Origin of the sequence: Pseudomonas sp. TH49, from assembly GCF_016650625.1 — a bacterium.
Taxonomy (GTDB): domain Bacteria; phylum Pseudomonadota; class Gammaproteobacteria; order Pseudomonadales; family Pseudomonadaceae; genus Aquipseudomonas; species Aquipseudomonas fluorescens_H.
Genome location: NZ_JAEKFL010000001.1, coordinates 2,622,501 through 2,643,635 on the forward strand (window position 1 = coordinate 2,622,501; position 21,135 = coordinate 2,643,635).

Sequence of the window (21,135 nt, forward strand, 5' to 3'; positions counted from 1 at the left end):
AGCATGGGAGACACACGGCGGGTGCTAACGTCCGTCGTGAAAAGGGAAACAACCCAGACCGTCAGCTAAGGTCCCAAAGTTATGGTTAAGTGGGAAACGATGTGGGAAGGCTTAGACAGCTAGGAGGTTGGCTTAGAAGCAGCCACCCTTTAAAGAAAGCGTAATAGCTCACTAGTCGAGTCGGCCTGCGCGGAAGATGTAACGGGGCTCAAACCATACACCGAAGCTACGGGTATCACGTAAGTGATGCGGTAGAGGAGCGTTCTGTAAGCCTGTGAAGGTGAGTTGAGAAGCTTGCTGGAGGTATCAGAAGTGCGAATGCTGACATGAGTAACGACAATGGGTGTGAAAAACACCCACGCCGAAAGACCAAGGTTTCCTGCGCAACGTTAATCGACGCAGGGTTAGTCGGTCCCTAAGGCGAGGCTGAAAAGCGTAGTCGATGGAAAACAGGTTAATATTCCTGTACTTCTGGTTATTGCGATGGAGGGACGGAGAAGGCTAGGCCAGCTTGGCGTTGGTTGTCCAAGTTTAAGGTGGTAGGCTGAGATCTTAGGTAAATCCGGGATCTTAAGGCCGAGAGCTGATGACGAGTTACCCTTTGGGTGACGAAGTGGTTGATGCCATGCTTCCAAGAAAAGCTTCTAAGCTTCAGGTAACCAGGAACCGTACCCCAAACCGACACAGGTGGTTGGGTAGAGAATACCAAGGCGCTTGAGAGAACTCGGGTGAAGGAACTAGGCAAAATGGCACCGTAACTTCGGGAGAAGGTGCGCCGGTGAGGGTGAAGGACTTGCTCCGTAAGCTCATGCCGGTCGAAGATACCAGGCCGCTGCGACTGTTTATTAAAAACACAGCACTCTGCAAACACGAAAGTGGACGTATAGGGTGTGACGCCTGCCCGGTGCCGGAAGGTTAATTGATGGGGTTAGCTAACGCGAAGCTCTTGATCGAAGCCCCGGTAAACGGCGGCCGTAACTATAACGGTCCTAAGGTAGCGAAATTCCTTGTCGGGTAAGTTCCGACCTGCACGAATGGCGTAACGATGGCGGCGCTGTCTCCACCCGAGACTCAGTGAAATTGAAATCGCTGTGAAGATGCAGTGTATCCGCGGCTAGACGGAAAGACCCCGTGAACCTTTACTATAGCTTTGCACTGGACTTTGAATTTGCTTGTGTAGGATAGGTGGGAGGCTTTGAAGCGTGGACGCCAGTTCGCGTGGAGCCATCCTTGAAATACCACCCTGGCAACTTTGAGGTTCTAACTCAGGTCCGTTATCCGGATCGAGGACAGTGTATGGTGGGTAGTTTGACTGGGGCGGTCTCCTCCTAAAGAGTAACGGAGGAGTACGAAGGTGCGCTCAGACCGGTCGGAAATCGGTCGTAGAGTATAAAGGCAAAAGCGCGCTTGACTGCGAGACAGACACGTCGAGCAGGTACGAAAGTAGGTCTTAGTGATCCGGTGGTTCTGTATGGAAGGGCCATCGCTCAACGGATAAAAGGTACTCCGGGGATAACAGGCTGATACCGCCCAAGAGTTCATATCGACGGCGGTGTTTGGCACCTCGATGTCGGCTCATCACATCCTGGGGCTGAAGCCGGTCCCAAGGGTATGGCTGTTCGCCATTTAAAGTGGTACGCGAGCTGGGTTTAGAACGTCGTGAGACAGTTCGGTCCCTATCTGCCGTGGACGTTTGAGATTTGAGAGGGGCTGCTCCTAGTACGAGAGGACCGGAGTGGACGAACCTCTGGTGTTCCGGTTGTCACGCCAGTGGCATTGCCGGGTAGCTATGTTCGGGAAAGATAACCGCTGAAAGCATCTAAGCGGGAAACTTGCCTCAAGATGAGATCTCACTGGAACCTTGAGTTCCCTGAAGGGCCGTCGAAGACTACGACGTTGATAGGTTGGGTGTGTAAGCGCTGTGAGGCGTTGAGCTAACCAATACTAATTGCCCGTGAGGCTTGACCATATAACACCCAAGCAATTTGACTACTCGAGAGAGCATCAGATTGCGGTGTGTGAAGACGCAATGAACCGAAAGTTCGCGATGCTCACAAACACCTGTATCACATACCCGATTTGCTGAAGCGAGGCCAACAGGTCACGAGTCAGTACCCGAATTTCTTGACGACCATAGAGCGTTGGAACCACCTGATCCCATCCCGAACTCAGAAGTGAAACGATGCATCGCCGATGGTAGTGTGGGGTTTCCCCATGTGAGAGTAGGTCATCGTCAAGATTAAATTCCGAAACCCCAATTGCGAAAGCAGTTGGGGTTTTGTTTTGCCCGCAGGAAAGTATTTTTGCTTAGCCAGCGAACAATTTTGCACAGTTATTTTCGAATCAGAACACTAGAATAGCCCCCATCTTTTTCGGAGCCAGAGCCTTTATGTCAGATCCGGTTGACGCCCCAGGGCTGTCAGATTTACCGCTGGAAGACTTGGTGGCCTGTCATGAGTGCGACCTGCTGATGCGCAAGCCCAAGCTTGCCCATGGCGAGAAAGCGCTCTGCCCGCGCTGCGGTTACGAGTTGTATGCCCATCGTCACAATGTTGTGCAACGCAGCCTGGCCCTGGTCATCGCCGCACTGTTGCTCTACGTGCCGGCGAACTTTTTACCGATCATGAAGCTCAATGTACTCGGGCAGTCTTCGCAGGACACGGTCTGGACTGGTGTTGTCGGGTTGTTCAATACCGACATGCGCGGCGTTTCGGTGGTTGTGTTCCTCTGCAGCATGGCGATTCCACTGCTCAAGCTGTTGTGTCAGCTCATGGTATTGCTGTCGATCCGTTTTGATATCGGACGCAGTTACGGCTTGCTGCTCTACCGCATTTATCACCACCTCAAAGACTGGGGAATGCTCGAGGTTTACCTCATGGGCGTCCTCGTGGCGATCGTCAAACTGGCGGACATGGCGGCCATCACCGTCGGCCTCGGTCTGGCGTGTTTCATCGGTTTGTTGTTGGTCCAGGTCTGGCTGGAAGTGGTGATGTCACCGCACCAGATCTGGCAGGCGTTATCAGGAGAGGATGCCCATGCGGGCGATTGATGCGGGCATTCTGATCTGTACCGAATGCCATGAATTGAACAAACAGGATGCGGACACCGACGAGCAGACCTGCACCCGCTGCGGTGCGCTGGTTCACGCTCGTCGTCCGAACAGTCTGGCCCGCACCTGGGCCCTGCTGATCACGGCTGCGATTATCTACATCCCGGCCAATGTGTTGCCGATCATGACCGTCAGTTCGCTCGGGCAGGGCGATCCCAGCACCATCATGTCCGGCGTGATCCAGTTGGTGCAGCACGGCATGATCCCGATTGCCGCCGTGGTGTTCATCGCCAGTATTCTGGTGCCGACCTTCAAACTGGTAGGCATCGCGCTGCTGCTGTTTTCGGTGCAGCGACGTCAGCCGTTGTCCGCGCGGCAGCGGATCTGGATGTACCGCTTTATCGAGTTCATCGGTCGCTGGTCGATGCTCGATATCTTTGTGATCGCCATTCTGGTGGCGGTCGTCAATTTCGGCCGGCTTGCCAGTGTCGAAGCCAATCTTGGCGCCATCGCTTTCGCCAGTGTGGTGATTCTGACGATGCTTGCCGCAGTAACTTTCGATCCCCGACTGATTTGGGATAACACGGAGTCGGACGACGACCATGACTGATTTGCCTGTAGCGAAAACCCGACCGGCCTCCAACTGGTCTGCCATTTGGGTACTGCCTCTGATTGCCCTGATCATTGGCGGCTGGCTCGGCTGGCGTGCCTACAACGAAACCGGCATCGAGATTCAGGTGCGTTTCGAAAGCGGTGAAGGCATCCAGGCCAACAAGACCGAAGTGGTCTACAAGGGCATGCCGGTGGGTAAGGTGAAGACGCTCAAGCTTGATGACGAGGGCAACTCCAAAGGGGTGATTGCCACCGTCGAGATGAACAAGGACGTCGAGCAATACCTCAAGACCAGCACGCGCTTCTGGTTGGTGAAACCGAGCGTGACGTTGGCCGGTATCACCGGTCTGGAAACCCTGGTTTCGGGTAACTACGTGGCTATCAGCCCCGGCGAAGGCGAGCCCACCCGCAAGTTCAAGGCGCTGGCCGAAGAGCCACCGCTGTCGGACTCCAAGCCGGGTCTGCACCTGACCATCAAGGCCGATCGCCTCGGTTCGCTGAACCGTGGCAGCCCGGTGTTCTACAAGCAGATCAAAGTCGGCCAGATCAAAAGCTACGTGCTGTCTGAAGACCAGAGCACCGTTGAGCTCAAAGTGTTCATCGAGCCGACCTACGCCAAACTGGTGCGCAAACACACGCGTTTCTGGAATGCCAGCGGCATCAGCATCGACGCCAACCTGTCCGGGGTGAAAGTACGCAGCGAGTCTCTGGCGAGCATCGTCGCCGGTGGCATCGCCTTCGCCACACCAGAGAATCGCAAGGACAGTCCGCCCACCGATCCAAGCCTGCCGTTCCGTCTCTATGAAGACTTCGACGCCGCCGCTGCCGGCATTCGGGTCAAGGTCAAACTCAGTGACTTCGAAGGTCTGCAGGCCGGCCGTACGCCGGTGATGTACAAGGGCATTCAGGTCGGCAACATGAAAGCGTTGAAAATCGATCCGGATCTGAACAGCGCCACGGCCGAGCTGACGCTCGATCCTCTGGCGGAAGACTATCTGGTCGAGGGCACACAGTTCTGGGTGGTCAAACCGTCGATTTCCCTGGCCGGTATCACCGGGCTCGAAGCATTGGTCAAAGGTAACTACATCGCCGTGCGTCCGGGCGACAAAGGTGCCGCGCCGAAACGCGAATTCGAGGCGCGGCCAAAAGCGCCGCCGCTGGATCTGCGTTCACCTGGTCTGCACCTGGTGCTGTTCACCGATGTTCTGGGTTCGATCGAAGTCGGCAGTCCGATTCTGTACAAACAGGTCAAGGTCGGTTCGGTACAGAGCTATCAGTTCTCCAAGACCAAAAAACAAATCGTCATCGGCGTGCATATCGAGAAGGAATACGAAAACCTGGTCAACGCGTCGACACGCTTCTGGAATGTCAGCGGCATCACCCTCACCGGTGGCCTGACGGGCGGGATTCAAGTGAAGAGCGAGTCATTGCAGACGTTGATGGCCGGCGGCATTGCCTTTGAAACACCGCAAGCCAAGGCGCCGCTGCAAAAGCGTATTCCGCGCTTCCGTCTGTTCGCCAACCACGATGAGGCGAACCAGAAAGGCACTTTGGTGACGATCAAGGTTGATCGCGCCGATGGCCTGCGCAGCGGTACCCCGGTTCGATTCAAGGGGCTGGACGTCGGCAAGATCGAAAGTGTTGATCTGGCTGATGACTTGCAATCGGTGCTGCTCACTGCGCGCATCACCGAAGTGCCAGAGCGCATTGCGCGGGTCGGCAGTCAGTTCTGGGTGGTCAAGCCTGAGTTGGGTCTGATGAAGACTTCCAACCTGGAAACCCTGGTCACCGGGCAGTATGTGGAAGTGCAGCCGGCGGCGAAAAACCTTGGCCCACAGAAGAACTTCGTCGCACTGGCCAATCCGCCGGAAGTGAGTAAGCAAGAAGCCGGCTTGAGTCTGGTCTTGAGCGCCGCGCGCCGTGGCTCGCTGAAACCGGGTGTGCCCGTGACCTACCGCGAAATCACCGTGGGCAAGGTCACCGGTTATGAACTTGGGCAGACGGCTGACCGGGTGTTGGTGCACATTTTGATCGAACCGAAATACGCGCCGTTGGTGCGCAGCGGCAGCCGCTTCTGGAACACCAGCGGCGTCGGTTTCGACATCGGCTTGTTCAATGGCCTGACGGTGCGCACGGAGTCACTGGAGACGGCGATTCAGGGTGGCATCGCCTTCGCCACACCGGACGGTGAGCGCATGGGCAACCCGGCACGGCCTGAGCAGACGTTCCCGCTGTTCGACAAGTTCGAGGATGAGTGGCTGACCTGGGCGCCGAAGATTTCGCTCGGTAAGTAATTCTGTGGTGTCTGAAGTGGCGCCATCGCGAGCAGGCTCACTCCTACAGGGGAACGCGTTCCAAATGGTAGGAGTGAGCCTGCTCGCGATAGGGCACTAAAAGTCCGCACAAATCCAAAGCCATAAAAAAGGGCCGTGATCCCAACAGATCGCGGCCCTTTTTTTGCCTTCAGCTAACGTCGATCAAACCTCATCCAGCTCCGGCTCATCGGCTTGCACATTGACGGTGGCTTTCACCACGTCATGGCGGCGGATGTACTTCCAGTCCGCCTCGTCGATGTAGATCCCCGCCGGGCCGCTGCCGCCTTCCAGGTCGATGGCGACACTGGCGCAGACCTGCGGCTTCACACTCGCCAGAATCGGCACAAAGCCCAGTTGCAGGCTGGTTTCCAGCAGGGCTGCCTGGTTCTTCTCGTCGATGTCCGCCGCCTCATCGAGGTAGTACGGCAGGCGTACGCGGCCGGCCAGATCACGGTCCATCAGGTGCAGCAACAAGTACATGTTGGTCAGCGCCTTGATGGTCATGGTGGTGCCGTTGGACGCGGCGCCGTCGATGTCGGTGTGGATCACTGGCTGGCCGTTGACCTTGGTGATCTCGAACGCCAGTTCGAACAAGTCCTTGAGACCGAGCTGGTTGTGGTTCGCCGCCACCAGCCGCGCCAGGTACTCCTTGGCCTCTTCGTTCTTGTTGTCCTGTTCGGCGCTCTGGCTCAGGTCGAACACCGACAGGGTTTCGCCTTCTTCGTATTGACCGGCGCTGTGGATGATCTGGTCGATGTGCTTGAGCGCTTCCTTGTTTGGCGCCAGGACGATGCGGAAGCTCTGCAGGTTGGACACCTGACGCTTGTTGATCTCGCGGTTGAACAGCGCCAGTTGATGCTCAAGGCTGTCGTAGTCGCTGCGGATGTTGCGCAGGGTCCGGGCGATGTCGGTGACCGCCGCACGCCGCGCCTTGCCCAACGTCAGGGCTTCGTCGGTACGGTGCGCGTAAGCGTTGATCAGCAACGACAGACGGCGCTCCATGTCGTCTTCGCTGTCGAACTTGGCCACGCCTTTGAGGCGTACTTGCGCGTACAGCGCTTCGATCTGCCCGTCAGCGCGCAGCAAGCCTTGCCAGCTGTCCTGATAGTCGTTGAGCAGCGGCAGCAGGTTGTCCATCGAATCGTCGACCGGATCCATGAACGGCGTACCGAACGGCAGGTCCGCCGGCAGCAACTGACGACGGCGCAGGGCGTCATCGAGGGTGCGCTGCTTGGCTTCCATATCCGCGATCTGCCGACCGACCAGTTGCAACTTGGCCGACAGTTGCTGGACGCGCTCGGTGAACGCATCGCTGGAACGCTTGAGTTCGTCCTGCGCGGCTTCCATCTGCGCCAGTTGCTCAAGCTTGTCGCCTTCTTCGGCGCTCAAGGTCTGGGTGCGACGGAAATCTTCCAGGGCTTTCTGCGCATCCAGCACTTGCTGGTACAGCGCTTCGGTCTGGGTCTTGCTCGCGGCGCGGTCGGCGGCCACGGCTTGCTGAGTCTTGAGCTGCTTGAGCTCTTTTTCCAGACGCTCTTTCTGGTCACGCAGCGCGGCGCGGTCGGCCAGCGCTTGCAGCGCCGGCGGCTCGATGTGCGAGATGTCGATCGACAGGCCCGGTACTTCGAAGCGCTCGCCCTTGAAGCCATCGAGGATCAGCTCGACCGATTTGACCCACTCGCCGTCCTCGTCGAGGGTGATGCCGTGCTCGCCCAGCGGCAGGCTGAACAGCGCACTGTTGAACAGGCGCATCAGGCGCTCGACGTCCTGCTGCGAGAACTCCTCACGCAGGCGCGCATAGCTGTTGTTGTCGGCGTGATCGAGTTGCTGCTTCACCGACTTCAGGCGTTTTTCCAGATCGCGCAGACGCTCTTCCAGATCTTCGGCGCTGAACTGCCGGGACTGTGCCAGCGCACCGGCCAATTCGTCGTGGGCGTCCTTGGCCGCGAGCAGCTGTTGCTCCAGCACTTTGACGTCATCGACCAGCGCGAAGCGGTTCTTCAGTACCGACAACTCGCCAAGCCAGCGCTGAATCCCGGAGATCTCCCGCTCCAGACGCATCAGCTCCTGCGTGCCACCGCGCTGATCGTTTTGCAGATCATCCTGCTCGCGACGGTAGTGCTCGGCCTGAATGGTCAGCTCTTCCTTGCGTGCCGTGGCGTAATCCGACCAAGTGCCGAGCAACGAGTCGAGCAGCGGCGACAGGCGGTGCAGCTTGCCGCGCAGCACGTCGCGCTGTTTCACGCCGTTGGCCAAGGCTTCGACCAGCGGGCCGGCAGCGACCAGCGAGTTGTAGTCCTGCTCCATCCGGCGCACATCGCGGAAGGCTTCTTCGCACGCGGCGATGTAGTCGACGCTGCCGGAACGCAGGCTGTGCTCGAAGGCATCGAGGAATAGTTGCTTCAACTTGGCCGCAGTGATTTCGCGCATGTGCAGCAGGTTGATGAACAGTGCGCGGAAGGTTTTCAGGCTCTGCTCGCTGGTGGAGCGCAGCGGGATCAGGGTCAGGTTGAGCGGGATAGAGGTGTGCCCGCCAACCAGCAGACGACGCAGTTCGTCCGGCTTGAGTTCGTAGGCTTTCAGGCCTTCTTTCTCAAGGTTGCTGAACAGCTCTTTCTGCCGCAGGCAGGTGTCGTTCTTTTGGTAGTGCGCCAGGTCGAGCTTGCCGGCATAGGCGAAGAACTGGTGACCGAAACCACCACCCGGGCCGCGACCGACCACGCCGATCACGTGCGGACCGTGGGGCAGATTGACTTCGACGAGGATGTAGCTGGTGTCGGAGGCGAAGTAGAAGCGCCGCGATTGTTCCAGGCTGTATTTGCCGAAACTCATGTCCGACATGCGCGCCAGAATCGGAAACTGCAGGGCGTTGATCGACGCCGATTTACCGAGGTTGTTCGCGCCGTAGACCGACAACGGTTCTTCCAGCGGGAACAGGCCGAGGCTGTAACCGGCGGTGTTCAAAAGGGCAAAGCGGCGGATGCCGTAGCGTTCCTGGCTCATGCGTCGGACTCCTGTTCTTCGGCAATGGCCCGGGCCAGTGCGTCTTCTTCGCTCTCTTCCTCAAATTCGCTGAGATCAAGCGGATCGTCGGTTTCGAGGAATTTGGCTTCGGCGGCTTCGTCGATCAGTACCGGTGCCGGCAGCGGCAGCACGCTGTGTACGCTGGCCGCCAGATCGCGGTCCTGCTGCACCGACAGGCACACATCGAGGAAGCGGTGCATCGGCGGCAGGAAACGGTACACGCCGTTTTCTTCGCCGGCGAAACCGAGCTGGGTCATGCGACGCATGATTTTTTCTTCGAGTTCTTCAACGGTCTGCACTTCGGCCTGGATGAACAGGTCGCGGTATTTGTCCAGCAGCGACGGCAATTCTTCGCGGCCGAGGCTGCCGCCGTCGAGCACGGCGATCGGATCGCGGCCCTGATCGGCCAGATGCTCGACGAGAATGAAGGTGAACAGCGCCAGACGCTGAGCAGTCTTGTTCACCGCCGCAGCGGCCATGTCCGGCACGAAGTAATAGAACCCACGGGTGTCGCAGACCAGTTCGAACCCCAGCGCCTTGAACAGCGTGCGGTATTGATCCTGGAAGTTCGACAGTTGCGCGTACAGTTCCGGGTCGCGGCGGCTGACGTGATAGCCCTTGAACAGCTCGCGGAAGATCGGCGCCAGTTGGGACAGTTCGGATAGATCAAGATGCATTGGGGATGCTCGCAGAATCCTCGGCGGCGGAGTCGCGGGCCGAGAGCAGGGCGAAGGAGCGCAGGCTGACCTGGTGCTCGTGAGTGTGATATTCGCGGCGTTCCAGACGCTCGCGCTTGAAGCGTTTTTCCCGCGACAGGCGCGAGAACCAGTACAGCAATTCGTCGGTGGCGCCGTCCGGTTCCTGCTCCAGCAGCCAGGTCATCAGATCCGGCATTGGCAGGGACTCTTCGCAACGCTCGACCATCTCGCGCACGGTGCGCGGTGCGCGCGGGGCATCGCCGGATTTCTGGGTTTTGTGCGCCTTGGGGAAACGCGCCGGTTTCGGCTCGAAACGCGCCAGGGCGTAGACGTAAGCCTCGACCTGACTGGCGCTGCCGAGGAAGGTGCTTTGCGGCCGGGTGAACAGGGGCATCGCCGCTTGTGGCACGGCATCGATGCCTTTACGGCGAATCGCCGCCAGCGCCAGCGCGGCACCACGGGTCACGGCGTTGTGGCGGCGTGCTTCTTCACGCAGCGGCAGCAGCAGTTCGCGGGCGTGACGCAGGGTCAACTGGGCGCTGGTCTGCATTTCGAGGATGCGCGCGTGGGTGCGCAGCAGCATGTCGTCGTCGACCAGATGGCCGAGGCGCTGCTGTTCGCTGAGCATCTTCAACAGCACGGTTTCAACCTTGCGCACGCCTTGTTCGAAGGCGCCGTCGGCGTTCACCAGATCGATCATTGGCTCGACGTATTCGTCCCAGGTCGCCAGGACTTCGGCGTAACGCTGACGCAGCGGAATCTGCCGGTCGCTGGTCTTGGCCCGTTCGGCGACGGCCACCAGCGCCTGTTCGTCGTTGTCGAGTTTCTTCAGCACGTCGCGCACGCGCATGTCGAGCAAACGCAGCTGACGGGCGAGATCGTTGCCGTCGCGAACGTCGAACGCGTCCTGAATGTAGCCGGCCAGCCGTTCGAGGTGGCGCAGATAGGCTTCGATTTCCAGGCACAGGCCCAGCCGGTGCTCACGGCGCAGATAGGCGAGGAAGTCGTGGATCTGCGCGTTCAGCTCGAAACGGTTCGGGCTTTTCGCCACGGGCACCAGAATGTCGAGGCGAATCCACACGTCGAGCAGGCTGGTGATGTCCTGCGGCGTGCTGTCCAGTTGTTGGGCGGCCAGTTGCGTGCGCAGTTCGTTGAGGCTCAGGGTGCCTTGGTCGAAGTGCTCGCACAGTGGCTCCAGAAGTGCCCAGTGTTCAGCGAGGGCGCGCAAGACGCGCTTGGGTTCGATCATCGGAATGGCCGGCTGGTTGGCGATTAAAAGCCGCGATTGTACTGCATCAGGAGGGATGCGATTCACTCTCGGGACGGGCTGTCGCTTTTTCCCGGATTAAAGACGGGATCAAGACTATCGATCAACAACGGGCGATCTTGAGCGAAGGGCGGTAGAATCAGCACACTTTCAGTTATCCACAAGTGGCCGACCTTTGCTTATCGAGTCCCGCCGCCGCGCCTATTTGAACGCCATGCAGGTGGTCAACTGGCTGCCGCGCACCGAATTGCCTTTCGCCGCCCCGTCGCGGCCCGAACTGCTGGACATGCCCGAGCCTGAGCCAGAGGTGGCGGCGGTGCCGGTTGTTCAGGCCGAAGCCCCGGTGCAGAGTGCACCGCGCCCAGTCGAACGGCCGAAAATCGAGGTGCCGCGCCCGTCGCTCGCCAGTACCCGTACCGGTGCCAAACCGGTGGCAGAGGTCGAAGAGGCGCCAGTGGTGGTCAAACCCGCCCCCGTGCCGCCACCGCGGTTTGCCCTGCAACTGCTGCGCGCCGGGGCTTGCCTGCTGCTGGTCGAGTTACCCACAGGCGAAGCGTTCCAGAGCCGCGATCCGGCCTATCTGTTGCTCAAGGACATGTTGCGCGCCGCCGGTCTGCCGGATGCGCCGCAGATCGTCGGCGAGCCGGTGCGCTGGCCGTGGCTGAACCGCGGCACCCTGGATCAGGGCCCGGAAGCGGCACGCGACTTCGTTCAGGGTTTTCTTTCGGTACAAATGGAAGCGGCGCCTTGCGCCTGCCTGTGGCTGATCGGCCTGCCGGCGGTGCGTTTTGCCGGTGAAGCGGACGCCGAAGCGTTCAATAGTGAATTGCAGATCGAAGGCCTGGGCCTGGCCTGGGCCATCCCCGGTCTGGAATTGTTAATGGAAGAGCCACAGCGCAAAGCCGCTGTGTGGCAAGCCATGCGTCGGCTGATGGCGCGCTGGAAACCATCGAATGAGTGAAGCTGTATCGTTCCGCCCGATGACCGAGGCGGACCTGGACGCGGTATTGAAGATCGAATACGCGGCGTACAGCCATCCTTGGACCCGCGGGATTTTTCTCGACGGGCTGGGCAAATACCAGATCTGGCTGATGTTCGAAGGTCAGCAACAGGTCGGCCACGGAGTGGTGCAGATCATTCTCGACGAGGCGCACCTACTGAACATCACGGTCAAACCGGAGAATCAGGGGCGTGGGCTGGGGCTGGCGCTGCTTGAGCATCTGATGTCGCGGGCATACGCGGCTGAAGCGCGGGAGTGTTTCCTGGAAGTGCGGGATAGCAACACGGCGGCGTTCAAGCTGTATGAGCGCTATGGTTTCAACGAGATTGGCCGGCGGCGGGATTATTATCCGGCGGTGGGCGGGCGTGAAGATGCCGTAGTGATGGCCTGCACCCTGGTCGACTGAACTTATTTAAAAGCTTCGCGAGCAAGCCCGCTCCCACATTGGTTTTGAGTCGTGTCTCAATTCCCTGTGGGAGCGGGCTTGCTCGCGAAGGCGTCCTTACAGGCAATACAGATCAGCGATTGCCATCCAGCGGATCACGCCGCGCCAGCTCCGCCTCATCCAGGCCGTTACCCCCGCCAATGTCGTCCTCGTCGACAATGCTCAGATCCCAATCCGCCTGATTGCCTTCGCCAGCCTCCTCGGCATCGCGTGCACCGTCCTCATGAATCAGGGTTTCCGGGCTCAGGTCATCGTCGGTCGGTTCATGGTCAGCAGTTGATGCGCCGGTAAAACCCGCCTCGCGCACCCGTTCGTCGGGCATCAGTTGCTCGCGCTCGCGCTCGGGAATCTCGTCGCCGATTTTTGCGCTGGGTTCGTCTTCATCGAAATCCAGCTCATGCACCGAGCCCATGCGGTCTTCGTTATCATCGATGGGTTCCGGTTGCACCGCATCGAACGGACGTCGTGAATCAGTCATGGCAAATCCTCATACTGTGGGCCTTACTGAGGTGGACACACCGGGCACACGAGAATTCCAACGAAAACACTTGCGATCCTTGCGTGACCCCGACGGGCGGTCGTTTGTCATACCTGCGCATCTTTCTTGAGGCCTTAACCATGCACGACTTACAAGACCTGATTAATAACAACGAGCGCTGGGCTGACGCGATCACCAAGGAAGACCCGGATTTCTTCGCCAAGCTGGCGCGCCAGCAGACCCCGGAATATCTGTGGATCGGCTGCTCCGACGCACGGGTGCCGGCCAACGAGATCGTCGGCATGCTGCCGGGCGATCTGTTCGTACACCGCAACGTCGCCAACGTGGTGCTGCACACCGACCTCAATTGCCTGTCGGTGATTCAGTACGCGGTCGACGTGCTCAAGGTCAAACATATCCTCGTTACCGGCCACTATGGCTGCGGCGGTGTGCGCGCCTCGATGCAGGATCGCCAGTTCGGCCTGATCGATGGCTGGCTGCGCTCGATCCGTGACCTGTATTACGAAAAACGTGAAGAACTGGCCAAGCTGCCGACCGAGGAAGAGCAGGTCGACCGCCTCTGCGAGCTCAACGTCGTCCAGCAAGTGGCCAACGTCGCCCACACCAGCATCATCCAGAACGCCTGGCATCGCGGCCAGAGCCTGTCGATTCACGGCTGCATCTACGGCATCAAGGACGGTCGCTGGAAAAGCCTGAACACCACCATCAGTGGTTTCGAGCAACTGCCGCCGCAATATCGTCTGCGTCCGGTCGGCGCGTTGTAATCCCGATCAGTGCGCACCTCGCCAGCGCTGCAAAAAGTGCTGGCCCTCGATCGTGGGTGGTTCATCGTAACCGGTGATCCATCCACGACAGCGCGGTGAGCCGCAGTCGCAGGCAAACTGCTGCAGCAAGCGGTCTTCGGTGGAGGCGAAGTCGATGCTCAGGCGTTCACCCGGCTGAATGTCGCGCAGCGCCCACAGCCACAGCTCACTCATGTCGAGAAAAACATTCGGATCGCAGGCATGTTCGAGCAACCCGCAAAAGCGCGGGTCGTAGATATGGATGCCGCTCAGCAACTGACGGCTCTGGCGGCAGCGGTAGGGCAGCAGTTGTCCGGAAATGCGGCACATTCTGGTGATACGCAGGAACTCCCGACGCGCCACAACGGCAGCGCGGCCATGTTCGTCCTGCACGATTTCGAAATCGACAGTGGACGGAAAACCCAGACGCACAGGCAACCCGGCAAACGGGTAGATGCCTGGCGCGTCGCGTGGAACGTGGTGCTGATGTACCTGGTTGTTCATAACGATCCCTGTCAGCCAGATGCTGCGACTTCTCGGGTCTGACATCCTGTCAGCTCTGCAACATGTTTGGATCCAATCCTCCAGTGTTTGACACAAACCGTCTACTGTCAGATCTGACAGGCGTGATTAGCTGCTTCCCGCGTCAGCGATGGCTGACACGGGAAGTCTTTTCTGCAGATCAGAGGTGTGGCGCGGGAACAGCAGGGGCCGGCAATTCGCCCTGAAGCTGTTGCAACTGGGCCTTGATCGGCGTGGTCGAGCATTTGGCGGCAGCCTGAGCCGGGGTCAGGTTGCGGATCGAGGTGTAGAACAGCTCGCAGGTCTTGACCTTCTGCGTCACTTGCCAGGTCTGCGTACAGCTGTTGAGCAGGGCTTTCGCATCGGTGCCGGGTTTGCTGCCCATCCCGGCCTGCCAGCAGGCGGCGCTCAAGTCCTGACCCATGACCTTCAAGCCGGCGGCATCGGCTTTCGCTTCATCGCCGTCGTAGCTGGCCGGGTCGGCGGCGTACCAGATGTAGCTCGGGTGGTTCGAACCCAGCACCGGCACGTTCACCCCTGCGCTCGGGCTGATGGTCGCCAGACCCAATACGGCCACGGTCGGGCCGTATTGCTGCTTGATCCAGTTACGCACCGGGGCACCGAAGGCGACCATCGGCAGGGTGGTGCCGGCGGCGGTCTGGCTGAACTGCTTGACCAGCGTGGTCTGGTAGTCCTTGAAGTAGTCGTAGACGCCTTCCAGATCACTGCCGGCGTTGGATGGCGCGGCGATCGGCGCAATGTCGATGATGGTCTGATAGGCCGGCGTCTGGTCGGTCGGGATGCCGTTGACGGTCAGCAGGGTGGCCCAGCGATCGGTGGTGTTCGAGCGCAGATAATCCTGGGCCTGGGTCAGCGAATAATCTGGCGGGAAGTGCAGCAGTTCGACGCTCTTGCGGTTTTCCAGGGCCATGCCCAGCGGCAGGAACAGATACCAGCTGTACGCCCATTTGCCATCGGCATTGAGTTTGCTGGCGCCGGTATAGGCCAGGTCACCGGCATCCAGCAGCGCCGACAGCGGTTTGTCGTAGCCTTCGGGGACGCCGCTGATCTCGGCGTAAATCTGCCCGTTATCGTTCTTCACCAGGACTTTGGCGTTTGTGTAGCCATCGCGCTGCACGCTCTGGCTCAGGTAATGGGCGACGGTCTGCTCCAGCGACCAGTTGCGATAGCAGATCACACTGCAGTTGTTGGGGTAGGCGAAGAGGCGAGTGACGCGCTCGGTGCTGCCCAGCTTCAGGTCGATATCGGCGTGGGCAGCCGCGCTCAGGGTGAGCGCGGCGAGGGTAAGCACTGCGGGGGTAAATCCTGCGAGTTTGAACATGCTCAGATCCTTTTCAGCGTGGGTTCCCCGGAGTTTCGGGGCGCTTCATAGTGGATCAGCCGTGTTGCACAGAGAAGCCGTCATTCACGGATTTTTGCGTCAGCCCGCAGAACTCATTTTTCAGACCTGAAAATGCAGGGCGTTGGTCAGATCGCCCATGGGTTTCTGGCCGCGAGCGATCATCGCTTCATCGCGCTGCTTGAGGCCGTCGAGGGTTTCCAGTTGGAACACTCGGGTGATCAGGCGCAGGATCGACGCCGTGTCGTAGACCGTGTGATCCACCGTGCCTTTGCGGGCGAATGGCGACACCACCAGCGCCGGCACCCGTGACCCCGGGCCCCAGCGATCACCCTTGGGCGGTGCCACGTGGTCCCACCAGCCGCCGTTTTCATCGACGGTGACGATCACCACCATGTTTTTCCACTGCGGGCTTTCGCGCAGCACCTTCAGGGCGCGCACGATGTGCCGGTCACCGGAGGCGACGTCGGCATAACCGGCGTGCATGTTCAGGTTGCCCTGGGGCTTGTAGAACGTCACCGCCGGCAACTTGCCGGCCTCGGCATCGGCGAAGAACTTGTTGGTGCTTGATTCATCGCCCAGGCCGGCATCGCGCAGGCGTTTGTTGCGCTCTTGCGGGGTTTCCGGGCCTTGCTGCTTGAAGTAGTTGAACGGCTGGTGGTGATACTGGAAGTTGGGGATCTTCGGAATGCCGCCCGAATCCTTGTACTGCTCCAGCGTCGCCTGCCAGGCGCCAGCGTACCAGGCCCAGTCGACGTTCTTCTTCGACAGCTTGTCGCCAATGTGCTCGTGGGTCTGCGGCACCATTACGTTGGGCAGATCGGCCTTGGAATATTCCGGACGTTCCGGATCGCGAATCCACGTCGGCCAGTACGGCGGAGCGAGGGTGTTGACGCCGAAGCCGTCCGGGGTCAGCGCACTCGGGCCGAACTGCGGCGGGCCGGTCATGGCGCTGGCGGGTGACTGTTCCAGTGGCTTGAGGCGCGGGTCAGTCGGATCATCGCTTTGCAGGACGGCAATCTGTGACTTGGCCACCGAATTGGCTACGTCCGGATAGAACGGCGCGGTGGCGCTGATCAGGTACTGGTGGTTGAGGAACGAGCCGCCGAAGGCACCCTGGAAGAAGTTGTCGCACAGCACGAATTCCTGCGCCACATCCCACAGGCGCAGCGAGTAGCGGCTCTGGGCGTAGTGCCCCATGGTCAAACCACCGGAGTCGGCCCAGGCGACAAAACCATCGTTCTTGCCGCCATTGATCTGCATCTGGTTCTGATAGAACACGTGCCACAAATCGCGGGTCACCAGACCGAACGGCAAATCTTCGGCATTCGGGCCCTTGAGGGCGAACGGCGCGTTGGGCAGGTTTTCCTGAAACTGCGTGGCGCTGGGGTAGGTCACGCCATCAAGCGTTTGCGGGCCGATCTGCAGCACGCCACCCCAGACTGGCGGCAGCGTCTGCAGCAGGCTGCCGTCGCGGTCACGTTGCTGGTAATCGGCAGGCTTGAGCGCCGACAGCGGTTTCTCGACACCGGGGAAATCACCGAACAGGTTGTTGAAGCTGCGGTTCTCGGCGTAGATCACCACCACGGTTTTCACCTGATCGCGCAGGGCCTTGTCCAGCTCGGTCGGGGTCAGCGGGCGCTCCACCGGTTTACCCGGTTGATCGCTGGCGTTGCCGCAGCCGGCCAGGGTCGCGCCCACGCCGAGGACGGCGACACCGCCGAGAAAGCGGCGGCGACTGGTGTCGGTGGGGTTGTCGGATTCAGGTGCGTCAGTGCCGTCTGTCTCGTCTTTCATCTGTCAGCCCGTTCTGCTTAATTGTTTCAGTTTGTTTCGGGCGGACGCTAGCAAGGCAATGTGACAGTTGGGTGACACTTTCAGGTGCAGCAAAACAAATGTGGGAGCGACCAGGTCGGCTCCCACAACGATTCACTCGATTACAACCGGCGCAACGCAAGCTCGCTGCTGTTCTAGCCGGGCATCAGCGAGTGCAAGGAATAGCCGAGCCTGCTGGCCGCCGTTATCGCGGTCATCACCACCAGAAACAGCAGTTGCAGCGGACTGAAGTGCGCCCAGTGCAGCGCGGTCAGCCAAGGGTGGTTATTGCTCAGCTGCGGGTCGAGAGAGCCGATTCGTCGTTTGTGCACCAGTCCGATCAGGATCACGCCCACGTAAGTGAGCGCGCCCAGTGGCCCGAGCAGCAACGAAAACAGCAGCACCATGACCACCTGCGGTAGCCCGTGGCGTATTACCAGCCAGCGGGTGTCAGGGTTCCATCGGCGCGGAATCAGCCCTTCGGTGAGCCACAGATCCGCAACGATCACGTGAGACGTCAGCACCACCCACCAACTCAGCGCAAAACGAAAAAACCACACCGGCACACACGCAAACACCAGCGGAATGAAGACCAGGGTTGCCGCGTCTTTTTGATGCGAGGGCAGATAGAACAGGAACAGCGCCAAGACAATGGCCGTCCATACCCGCACCCAGGTTTCGTCGGCGATGGGCCGTGGCAAAAACCGCCGCCAGTAAAAAACGTCGGCGTAGGGCAATCGCGCGAGCAGCTCCGGGAAGCGCCATTTGAGCTTTTCCGACAGATCGTGGCAGGCCTGCCATTCATTCTGACCAAAGCCGTCGATGATCTTCTTCTGCTGCATCGGTTTGAGCGGGTTGATCAACAGATGCGCTGCCTGCACGTCGGCCGCCCACGTACGATCGCTTTCAGCCTTGGCCCGCAGGTTGTCGTAGAAACTTTCCTGATTGCAGCGTTCGATCAATTTTTCCCAAAGCCAGTCTGGTTGCGGGTGCAGACCTTTGGTGTGATCCCAGCCGAACAATTGGCCGATACGGTCGAACAGCGGCACGCTCCACTCATGGTCGTTGAGCAGATGCAGCAGATTTTGTTGCCATTGTTCGCGGCGATCGAATACCTGGAGCCACGGCTGGCCGCTGTAGTGTTTGAGCAAATTGAGGAATTCGCGCTCGCTCCGGCTTTCGAGCAGCGCCTGCAAGGCGTTTCGATAGTCGGACATCAGGCTCTCGGCGAGCATGTCGCGCTGGCGATCGTTCATCAGCACTTCTTGCCAGGGGCCCAACCATCCCAACTGCTCGACGGCCCAGTGCAGTACCGGGCCGCGCAGTTGTGGATGCTCAAAACATAATTGCAGCAACAGCCTTTCGAATGCCTTGGCGCAGCCTTGTTGTTGCGCCTGCTCCCAGCGCTCGCCGAGGTTGTCGGGCGACAGATCTTCAAGCAGTTGCCATGCGGCGTGCGCTTCAAGACTCTGCGCGTCGGCGCCCGCATTCGCCGCCAGCGGCTCGACACGCAGGGCGTCGTCCTTCGATGGCGGCACAAACGGCTCCGGGGCTGCCGGAATGACGGGCGAAACTCCCAGAGCGGCGAAATCCCACGTCTGGTTTTGCGCCTGGCTGGAGCTGTTGGCCAGGGCATTATCGAGCGCCAGCGCAGCAAAGGCGCTGGACGCCGTGGCGACAGCGACGTCGGCGTCCTGCTCGTCTTCCTGTTCGGCGTTTTCCAGGCGCCATTGGGCAATCGCCAGCGCGCGTTCGTAGGCTTCGCGCAAGCGCTGGAAGCCTTCGGGATCTTCATCGGGCCTGAAGGTTTTCAGCAGGCGTGCATAGCTGCGCTTGATATCGCGGACGTCAGCGTCATCGGGCAGGTGCAGGACGGACCAGCAATCCATGTCAACGCTCCCTTATTGCCACGGCGTGCGATCAAGTTCGCTCAGGTGCCTGCTCAGCTCGGTGCGCACTTCACGAATCTGGCGCTCGTCCTGCGAGTCGAGCGCGATCTGGAATTGCTTGGCCCAATGGCCAATCTGATCGCGCAGGTCGCCCAGGCTTTCCTGGTAGAGCCGTTCGAGACGGGCACTGAGCAGCGTGTTGACCTGTTGCTCGCGCGGGTGAATCTTGAGCTGAGCGAGGTTCTGCAAGCGTTGCTGAATCTCTTCGGGCGTGAGCACGCCGGGGTTGTTTTCGATGACCAGCGAATGTTGTTGCCCGGTCAGCGGAATATTCACCTGGGCCTCCAGCAGGCCGTTGTTGTCATAGGTGAAACGCACATCGAGGGACACTTCGCCGGCCTTGCGTTTCGGCACCTTGATCGCCAGTTCGCCAAGCGCGACGTTGTCTTTGACCAGACGGCTTTCGCCCTGGAAGATCCGCACGACCACCTGCTCCTGATTGTCCTGCAAGGTGTACACGGTCTTGACCCGGCTGACCGGGACGATGCTGTTGCGCTCGATGATGGGCAGGTAGTGACCGGCCTCATAATTGCGGCCAATCTGAGTCGAAGTTTCGATGCCCAGCGTGTAGGAGCAGACGTCGGTCAGCACCACTTCTTCAAGTGCGGCCGAGCGGGCCTTGAGTGCTGCCTGAATGGCTGCGCCTTGCGCCACCACCTGATCCGGATCGAGGGTGATCGACGGAAAACGGCCGAACAATCCGGCGGCAAGTTTGCGCACCAGCGGCATCCGGGTAGTACCGCCGACCAGCAGAATCTCATCGAGGTCGCTGACCCGGATGCGTGCGTCACGCAGAGCCCGTTCGATCGGCGCGCGCAGGCGCTCGAGCAGTGGCATGTAAAGCGTCGCCAATTCTTGCTGGGTGATGGTGTGGGTCCAGTGACGGTCACCCAGTTGCAGCCGGAACTCGGCGCTGCTGTCCTGACCCAGGGTCTTGCGCACACGCTCAGCCTCGCGGCGCAGGGGCTGGATGACGCTGTTGCGATCAGGAAAGTCGGCGACCGAGCGGTGCTGGTCGATAAAGTGTTCCAGCAGCACGCTGTCGAAGTCTTCACCACCGAGGAAGTTGTCGCCGGCGCTGGCGCGGACCTCCATCACCCCTTCGAACAACTCCAGAATCGACACGTCGAACGTGCCGCCCCCGAGGTCGAACACCAGGAACGAGGTTTCCTTGTCGCGTTGGTGCAGCCCATAAGCGAGGGCGGCGGCAGTCGGTTCGTTGATCAGCTTCTCGACTTTCAGCCCGGCCAGCTCGCCGGCGATCCGCGTGGCTTTGCGCTGGGCGTCGCTGAAGTAGGCCGGGACGCTGATCACCGCTTCAGTGACGGTTTCGCCATAAGCCCGTTCGACGTCTTCTTTCAGACTTTTCAGCACCAGCGCAGACAGCTCTTCCGGACGAAACGCCTTGTCAGCCAGATAGACTTCCGTGGCGCTACCCATGTGACGCTTGAACAGCGACGCCGTCAGGCGCGGATGGGTGTGCAGACGCTCGCGTGCAGCCTGGCCGACCAGAATCCGGCCCTGATCATCCAGCCCCACCACGCTCGGTGTCAGGAACTGACCGAGGGCATTGGGCACCAATTCGGAGGATTCGCCACGCCAGACGGCGACGAGGCTGTTGGTGGTTCCCAGGTCAATCCCTACGATCATTGCAACAACTCCCTTGGCGCTTGGCAAAAAAATGAAACATATTTTCGGCGCGCAAGGATATTACCGAGGCGGTAATGCGGTAAAGGACGATGATGGCGCTGAGCCATTATTTGCGACAGAAAGCCATGTCGGCCTCGACGCAGCGCTG

Annotated in this window: 15 protein-coding genes and 2 rRNA genes (1 of these 17 cut by a window edge); 8 read left to right on the plus strand and 9 right to left on the minus strand. The window is 59.9% G+C overall.

Translation table 11 applies throughout. The features are described from left to right. The 5 genes from JFU48_RS11975 to JFU48_RS11995 all read left to right on the plus strand — a co-directional run. Positions 1–1,969 (plus strand): 23S ribosomal RNA (locus JFU48_RS11975); it begins 923 nt to the left of the window's first position. 154 nt (positions 1,970–2,123) lie between these two features. Beyond that, positions 2,124–2,239 (plus strand): 5S ribosomal RNA (gene rrf, locus JFU48_RS11980). Positions 2,240–2,389: 150 nt separating this feature from the next. Further along, on the plus strand, positions 2,390–3,049 hold the full coding sequence (locus tag JFU48_RS11985; RefSeq protein ID WP_045122636.1) for a paraquat-inducible protein A: 660 nt from the start codon (positions 2,390–2,392) through the stop codon (positions 3,047–3,049). Then, positions 3,036–3,659 (plus strand): paraquat-inducible protein A, encoded by a 624-nt coding sequence (locus JFU48_RS11990; RefSeq protein WP_007961513.1) that lies wholly within the window; start codon positions 3,036–3,038, stop codon positions 3,657–3,659. The genes JFU48_RS11985 and JFU48_RS11990 overlap by 14 nt, the downstream gene beginning before the upstream one ends. After that, positions 3,652–5,955 carry a PqiB family protein gene (locus tag JFU48_RS11995; RefSeq protein ID WP_003228208.1) on the plus strand — a complete coding sequence of 768 codons (2,304 nt, stop codon included), beginning with the start codon at positions 3,652–3,654 and terminating at the stop codon, positions 5,953–5,955. The genes JFU48_RS11990 and JFU48_RS11995 overlap by 8 nt, the downstream gene beginning before the upstream one ends. A gap of 183 nt (positions 5,956–6,138) precedes the next feature. Here the strand turns inward: JFU48_RS11995 and mksF are convergent, their stop codons facing one another. From mksF to mksB, 3 genes are read right to left on the minus strand one after another with little or no spacing between them, the layout of a single operon-like run. Beyond that, the gene (mksF, locus tag JFU48_RS12000) at positions 6,139–8,979 is read right to left on the minus strand and encodes an Mks condensin complex protein MksF (protein WP_201136574.1); all 2,841 of its coding nucleotides are present in this window, start codon (positions 8,977–8,979) and stop codon (positions 6,139–6,141) included. After that, positions 8,976–9,677: an Mks condensin complex protein MksE gene (mksE, locus tag JFU48_RS12005; protein ID WP_064589195.1), complete on the minus strand. Its 702-nt coding sequence runs from the start codon at positions 9,675–9,677 to the stop codon at positions 8,976–8,978. The genes mksF and mksE overlap by 4 nt, the downstream gene beginning before the upstream one ends. Beyond that, a complete protein-coding gene (gene mksB / locus JFU48_RS12010; RefSeq protein WP_003228202.1) occupies positions 9,667–10,947 on the minus strand; it encodes an Mks condensin complex protein MksB in 1,281 nt (426 codons plus the stop codon). Before mksB ends, mksE begins: the two co-directional genes overlap by 11 nt. Positions 10,948–11,179: 232 nt before the next feature. Between mksB and JFU48_RS12015 the strand changes: the two genes are divergently transcribed. Continuing rightward, on the plus strand, positions 11,180–11,926 hold the full coding sequence (locus JFU48_RS12015) for a hypothetical protein (RefSeq protein WP_003228200.1): 747 nt from the start codon (positions 11,180–11,182) through the stop codon (positions 11,924–11,926). Continuing rightward, entirely contained in the window at positions 11,919–12,371 is a 453-nt protein-coding gene (gene rimI / locus JFU48_RS12020) for a ribosomal protein S18-alanine N-acetyltransferase (RefSeq protein ID WP_201136575.1), read from the plus strand. Before JFU48_RS12015 ends, rimI begins: the two co-directional genes overlap by 8 nt. Positions 12,372–12,483: 112 nt before the next feature. Here the strand turns inward: rimI and JFU48_RS12025 are convergent, their stop codons facing one another. Beyond that, entirely contained in the window at positions 12,484–12,888 is a 405-nt protein-coding gene (locus tag JFU48_RS12025) for a hypothetical protein (RefSeq protein ID WP_003228197.1), read from the minus strand. Positions 12,889–13,028: 140 nt separating this feature from the next. On the opposite strand from JFU48_RS12025, the gene can reads away from it, so the two are divergent. Next, positions 13,029–13,673 (plus strand): carbonate dehydratase, encoded by a 645-nt coding sequence (gene can / locus JFU48_RS12030; RefSeq protein WP_201136576.1) that lies wholly within the window; start codon positions 13,029–13,031, stop codon positions 13,671–13,673. A gap of 6 nt (positions 13,674–13,679) precedes the next feature. Here can and JFU48_RS12035 read toward each other — a convergent pair whose 3' ends face one another. From JFU48_RS12035 to JFU48_RS12055, 5 genes are all read right to left on the minus strand, one after another. After that, positions 13,680–14,195 carry a lysine methyltransferase gene (locus JFU48_RS12035; RefSeq protein WP_201136577.1) on the minus strand — a complete coding sequence of 172 codons (516 nt, stop codon included), beginning with the start codon at positions 14,193–14,195 and terminating at the stop codon, positions 13,680–13,682. A 178-nt stretch (positions 14,196–14,373) separates the two neighbouring features. Further along, positions 14,374–15,555, minus strand: coding sequence for a hypothetical protein (locus JFU48_RS12040; RefSeq protein WP_201136578.1), 1,182 nt, complete (start codon positions 15,553–15,555; stop codon positions 14,374–14,376). 120 nt (positions 15,556–15,675) lie between these two features. After that, positions 15,676–17,370 carry an acid phosphatase gene (gene acpA / locus JFU48_RS12045; RefSeq protein ID WP_201136579.1) on the minus strand — a complete coding sequence of 565 codons (1,695 nt, stop codon included), beginning with the start codon at positions 17,368–17,370 and terminating at the stop codon, positions 15,676–15,678. Between the two features lie 173 nt (positions 17,371–17,543). Continuing rightward, the gene (locus JFU48_RS12050) at positions 17,544–19,277 is read right to left on the minus strand and encodes a J domain-containing protein (RefSeq protein WP_003228191.1); all 1,734 of its coding nucleotides are present in this window, start codon (positions 19,275–19,277) and stop codon (positions 17,544–17,546) included. A gap of 12 nt (positions 19,278–19,289) precedes the next feature. Next, the gene (locus JFU48_RS12055) at positions 19,290–20,987 is read right to left on the minus strand and encodes a molecular chaperone HscC (protein WP_201136580.1); all 1,698 of its coding nucleotides are present in this window, start codon (positions 20,985–20,987) and stop codon (positions 19,290–19,292) included. Between the last annotated feature and the right edge of the window lie 148 nt (positions 20,988–21,135).

Coding starts and splice junctions, on each gene's coding strand:
- JFU48_RS12055 (WP_201136580.1), bottom strand. CDS start 20,987: ATGATCGTAGGGATTGACCTGGGAACCACCAACAGCCTCGTCGCCGTC.
- mksB (WP_003228202.1), bottom strand. CDS start 10,947: ATGATCGAACCCAAGCGCGTCTTGCGCGCCCTCGCTGAACACTGGGCA.
- JFU48_RS11985 (WP_045122636.1), top strand. CDS start 2,390: ATGTCAGATCCGGTTGACGCCCCAGGGCTGTCAGATTTACCGCTGGAA.
- JFU48_RS12025 (WP_003228197.1), bottom strand. CDS start 12,888: ATGACTGATTCACGACGTCCGTTCGATGCGGTGCAACCGGAACCCATC.
- can (WP_201136576.1), top strand. CDS start 13,029: ATGCACGACTTACAAGACCTGATTAATAACAACGAGCGCTGGGCTGAC.
- mksE (WP_064589195.1), bottom strand. CDS start 9,677: ATGCATCTTGATCTATCCGAACTGTCCCAACTGGCGCCGATCTTCCGC.
- rimI (WP_201136575.1), top strand. CDS start 11,919: ATGAGTGAAGCTGTATCGTTCCGCCCGATGACCGAGGCGGACCTGGAC.
- acpA (WP_201136579.1), bottom strand. CDS start 17,370: ATGAAAGACGAGACAGACGGCACTGACGCACCTGAATCCGACAACCCC.
- JFU48_RS12015 (WP_003228200.1), top strand. CDS start 11,180: ATGCAGGTGGTCAACTGGCTGCCGCGCACCGAATTGCCTTTCGCCGCC.
- JFU48_RS11990 (WP_007961513.1), top strand. CDS start 3,036: ATGCGGGCGATTGATGCGGGCATTCTGATCTGTACCGAATGCCATGAA.
- JFU48_RS12035 (WP_201136577.1), bottom strand. CDS start 14,195: ATGAACAACCAGGTACATCAGCACCACGTTCCACGCGACGCGCCAGGC.
- JFU48_RS12040 (WP_201136578.1), bottom strand. CDS start 15,555: ATGTTCAAACTCGCAGGATTTACCCCCGCAGTGCTTACCCTCGCCGCG.
- JFU48_RS12050 (WP_003228191.1), bottom strand. CDS start 19,277: ATGGATTGCTGGTCCGTCCTGCACCTGCCCGATGACGCTGACGTCCGC.
- JFU48_RS11995 (WP_003228208.1), top strand. CDS start 3,652: ATGACTGATTTGCCTGTAGCGAAAACCCGACCGGCCTCCAACTGGTCT.
- mksF (WP_201136574.1), bottom strand. CDS start 8,979: ATGAGCCAGGAACGCTACGGCATCCGCCGCTTTGCCCTTTTGAACACC.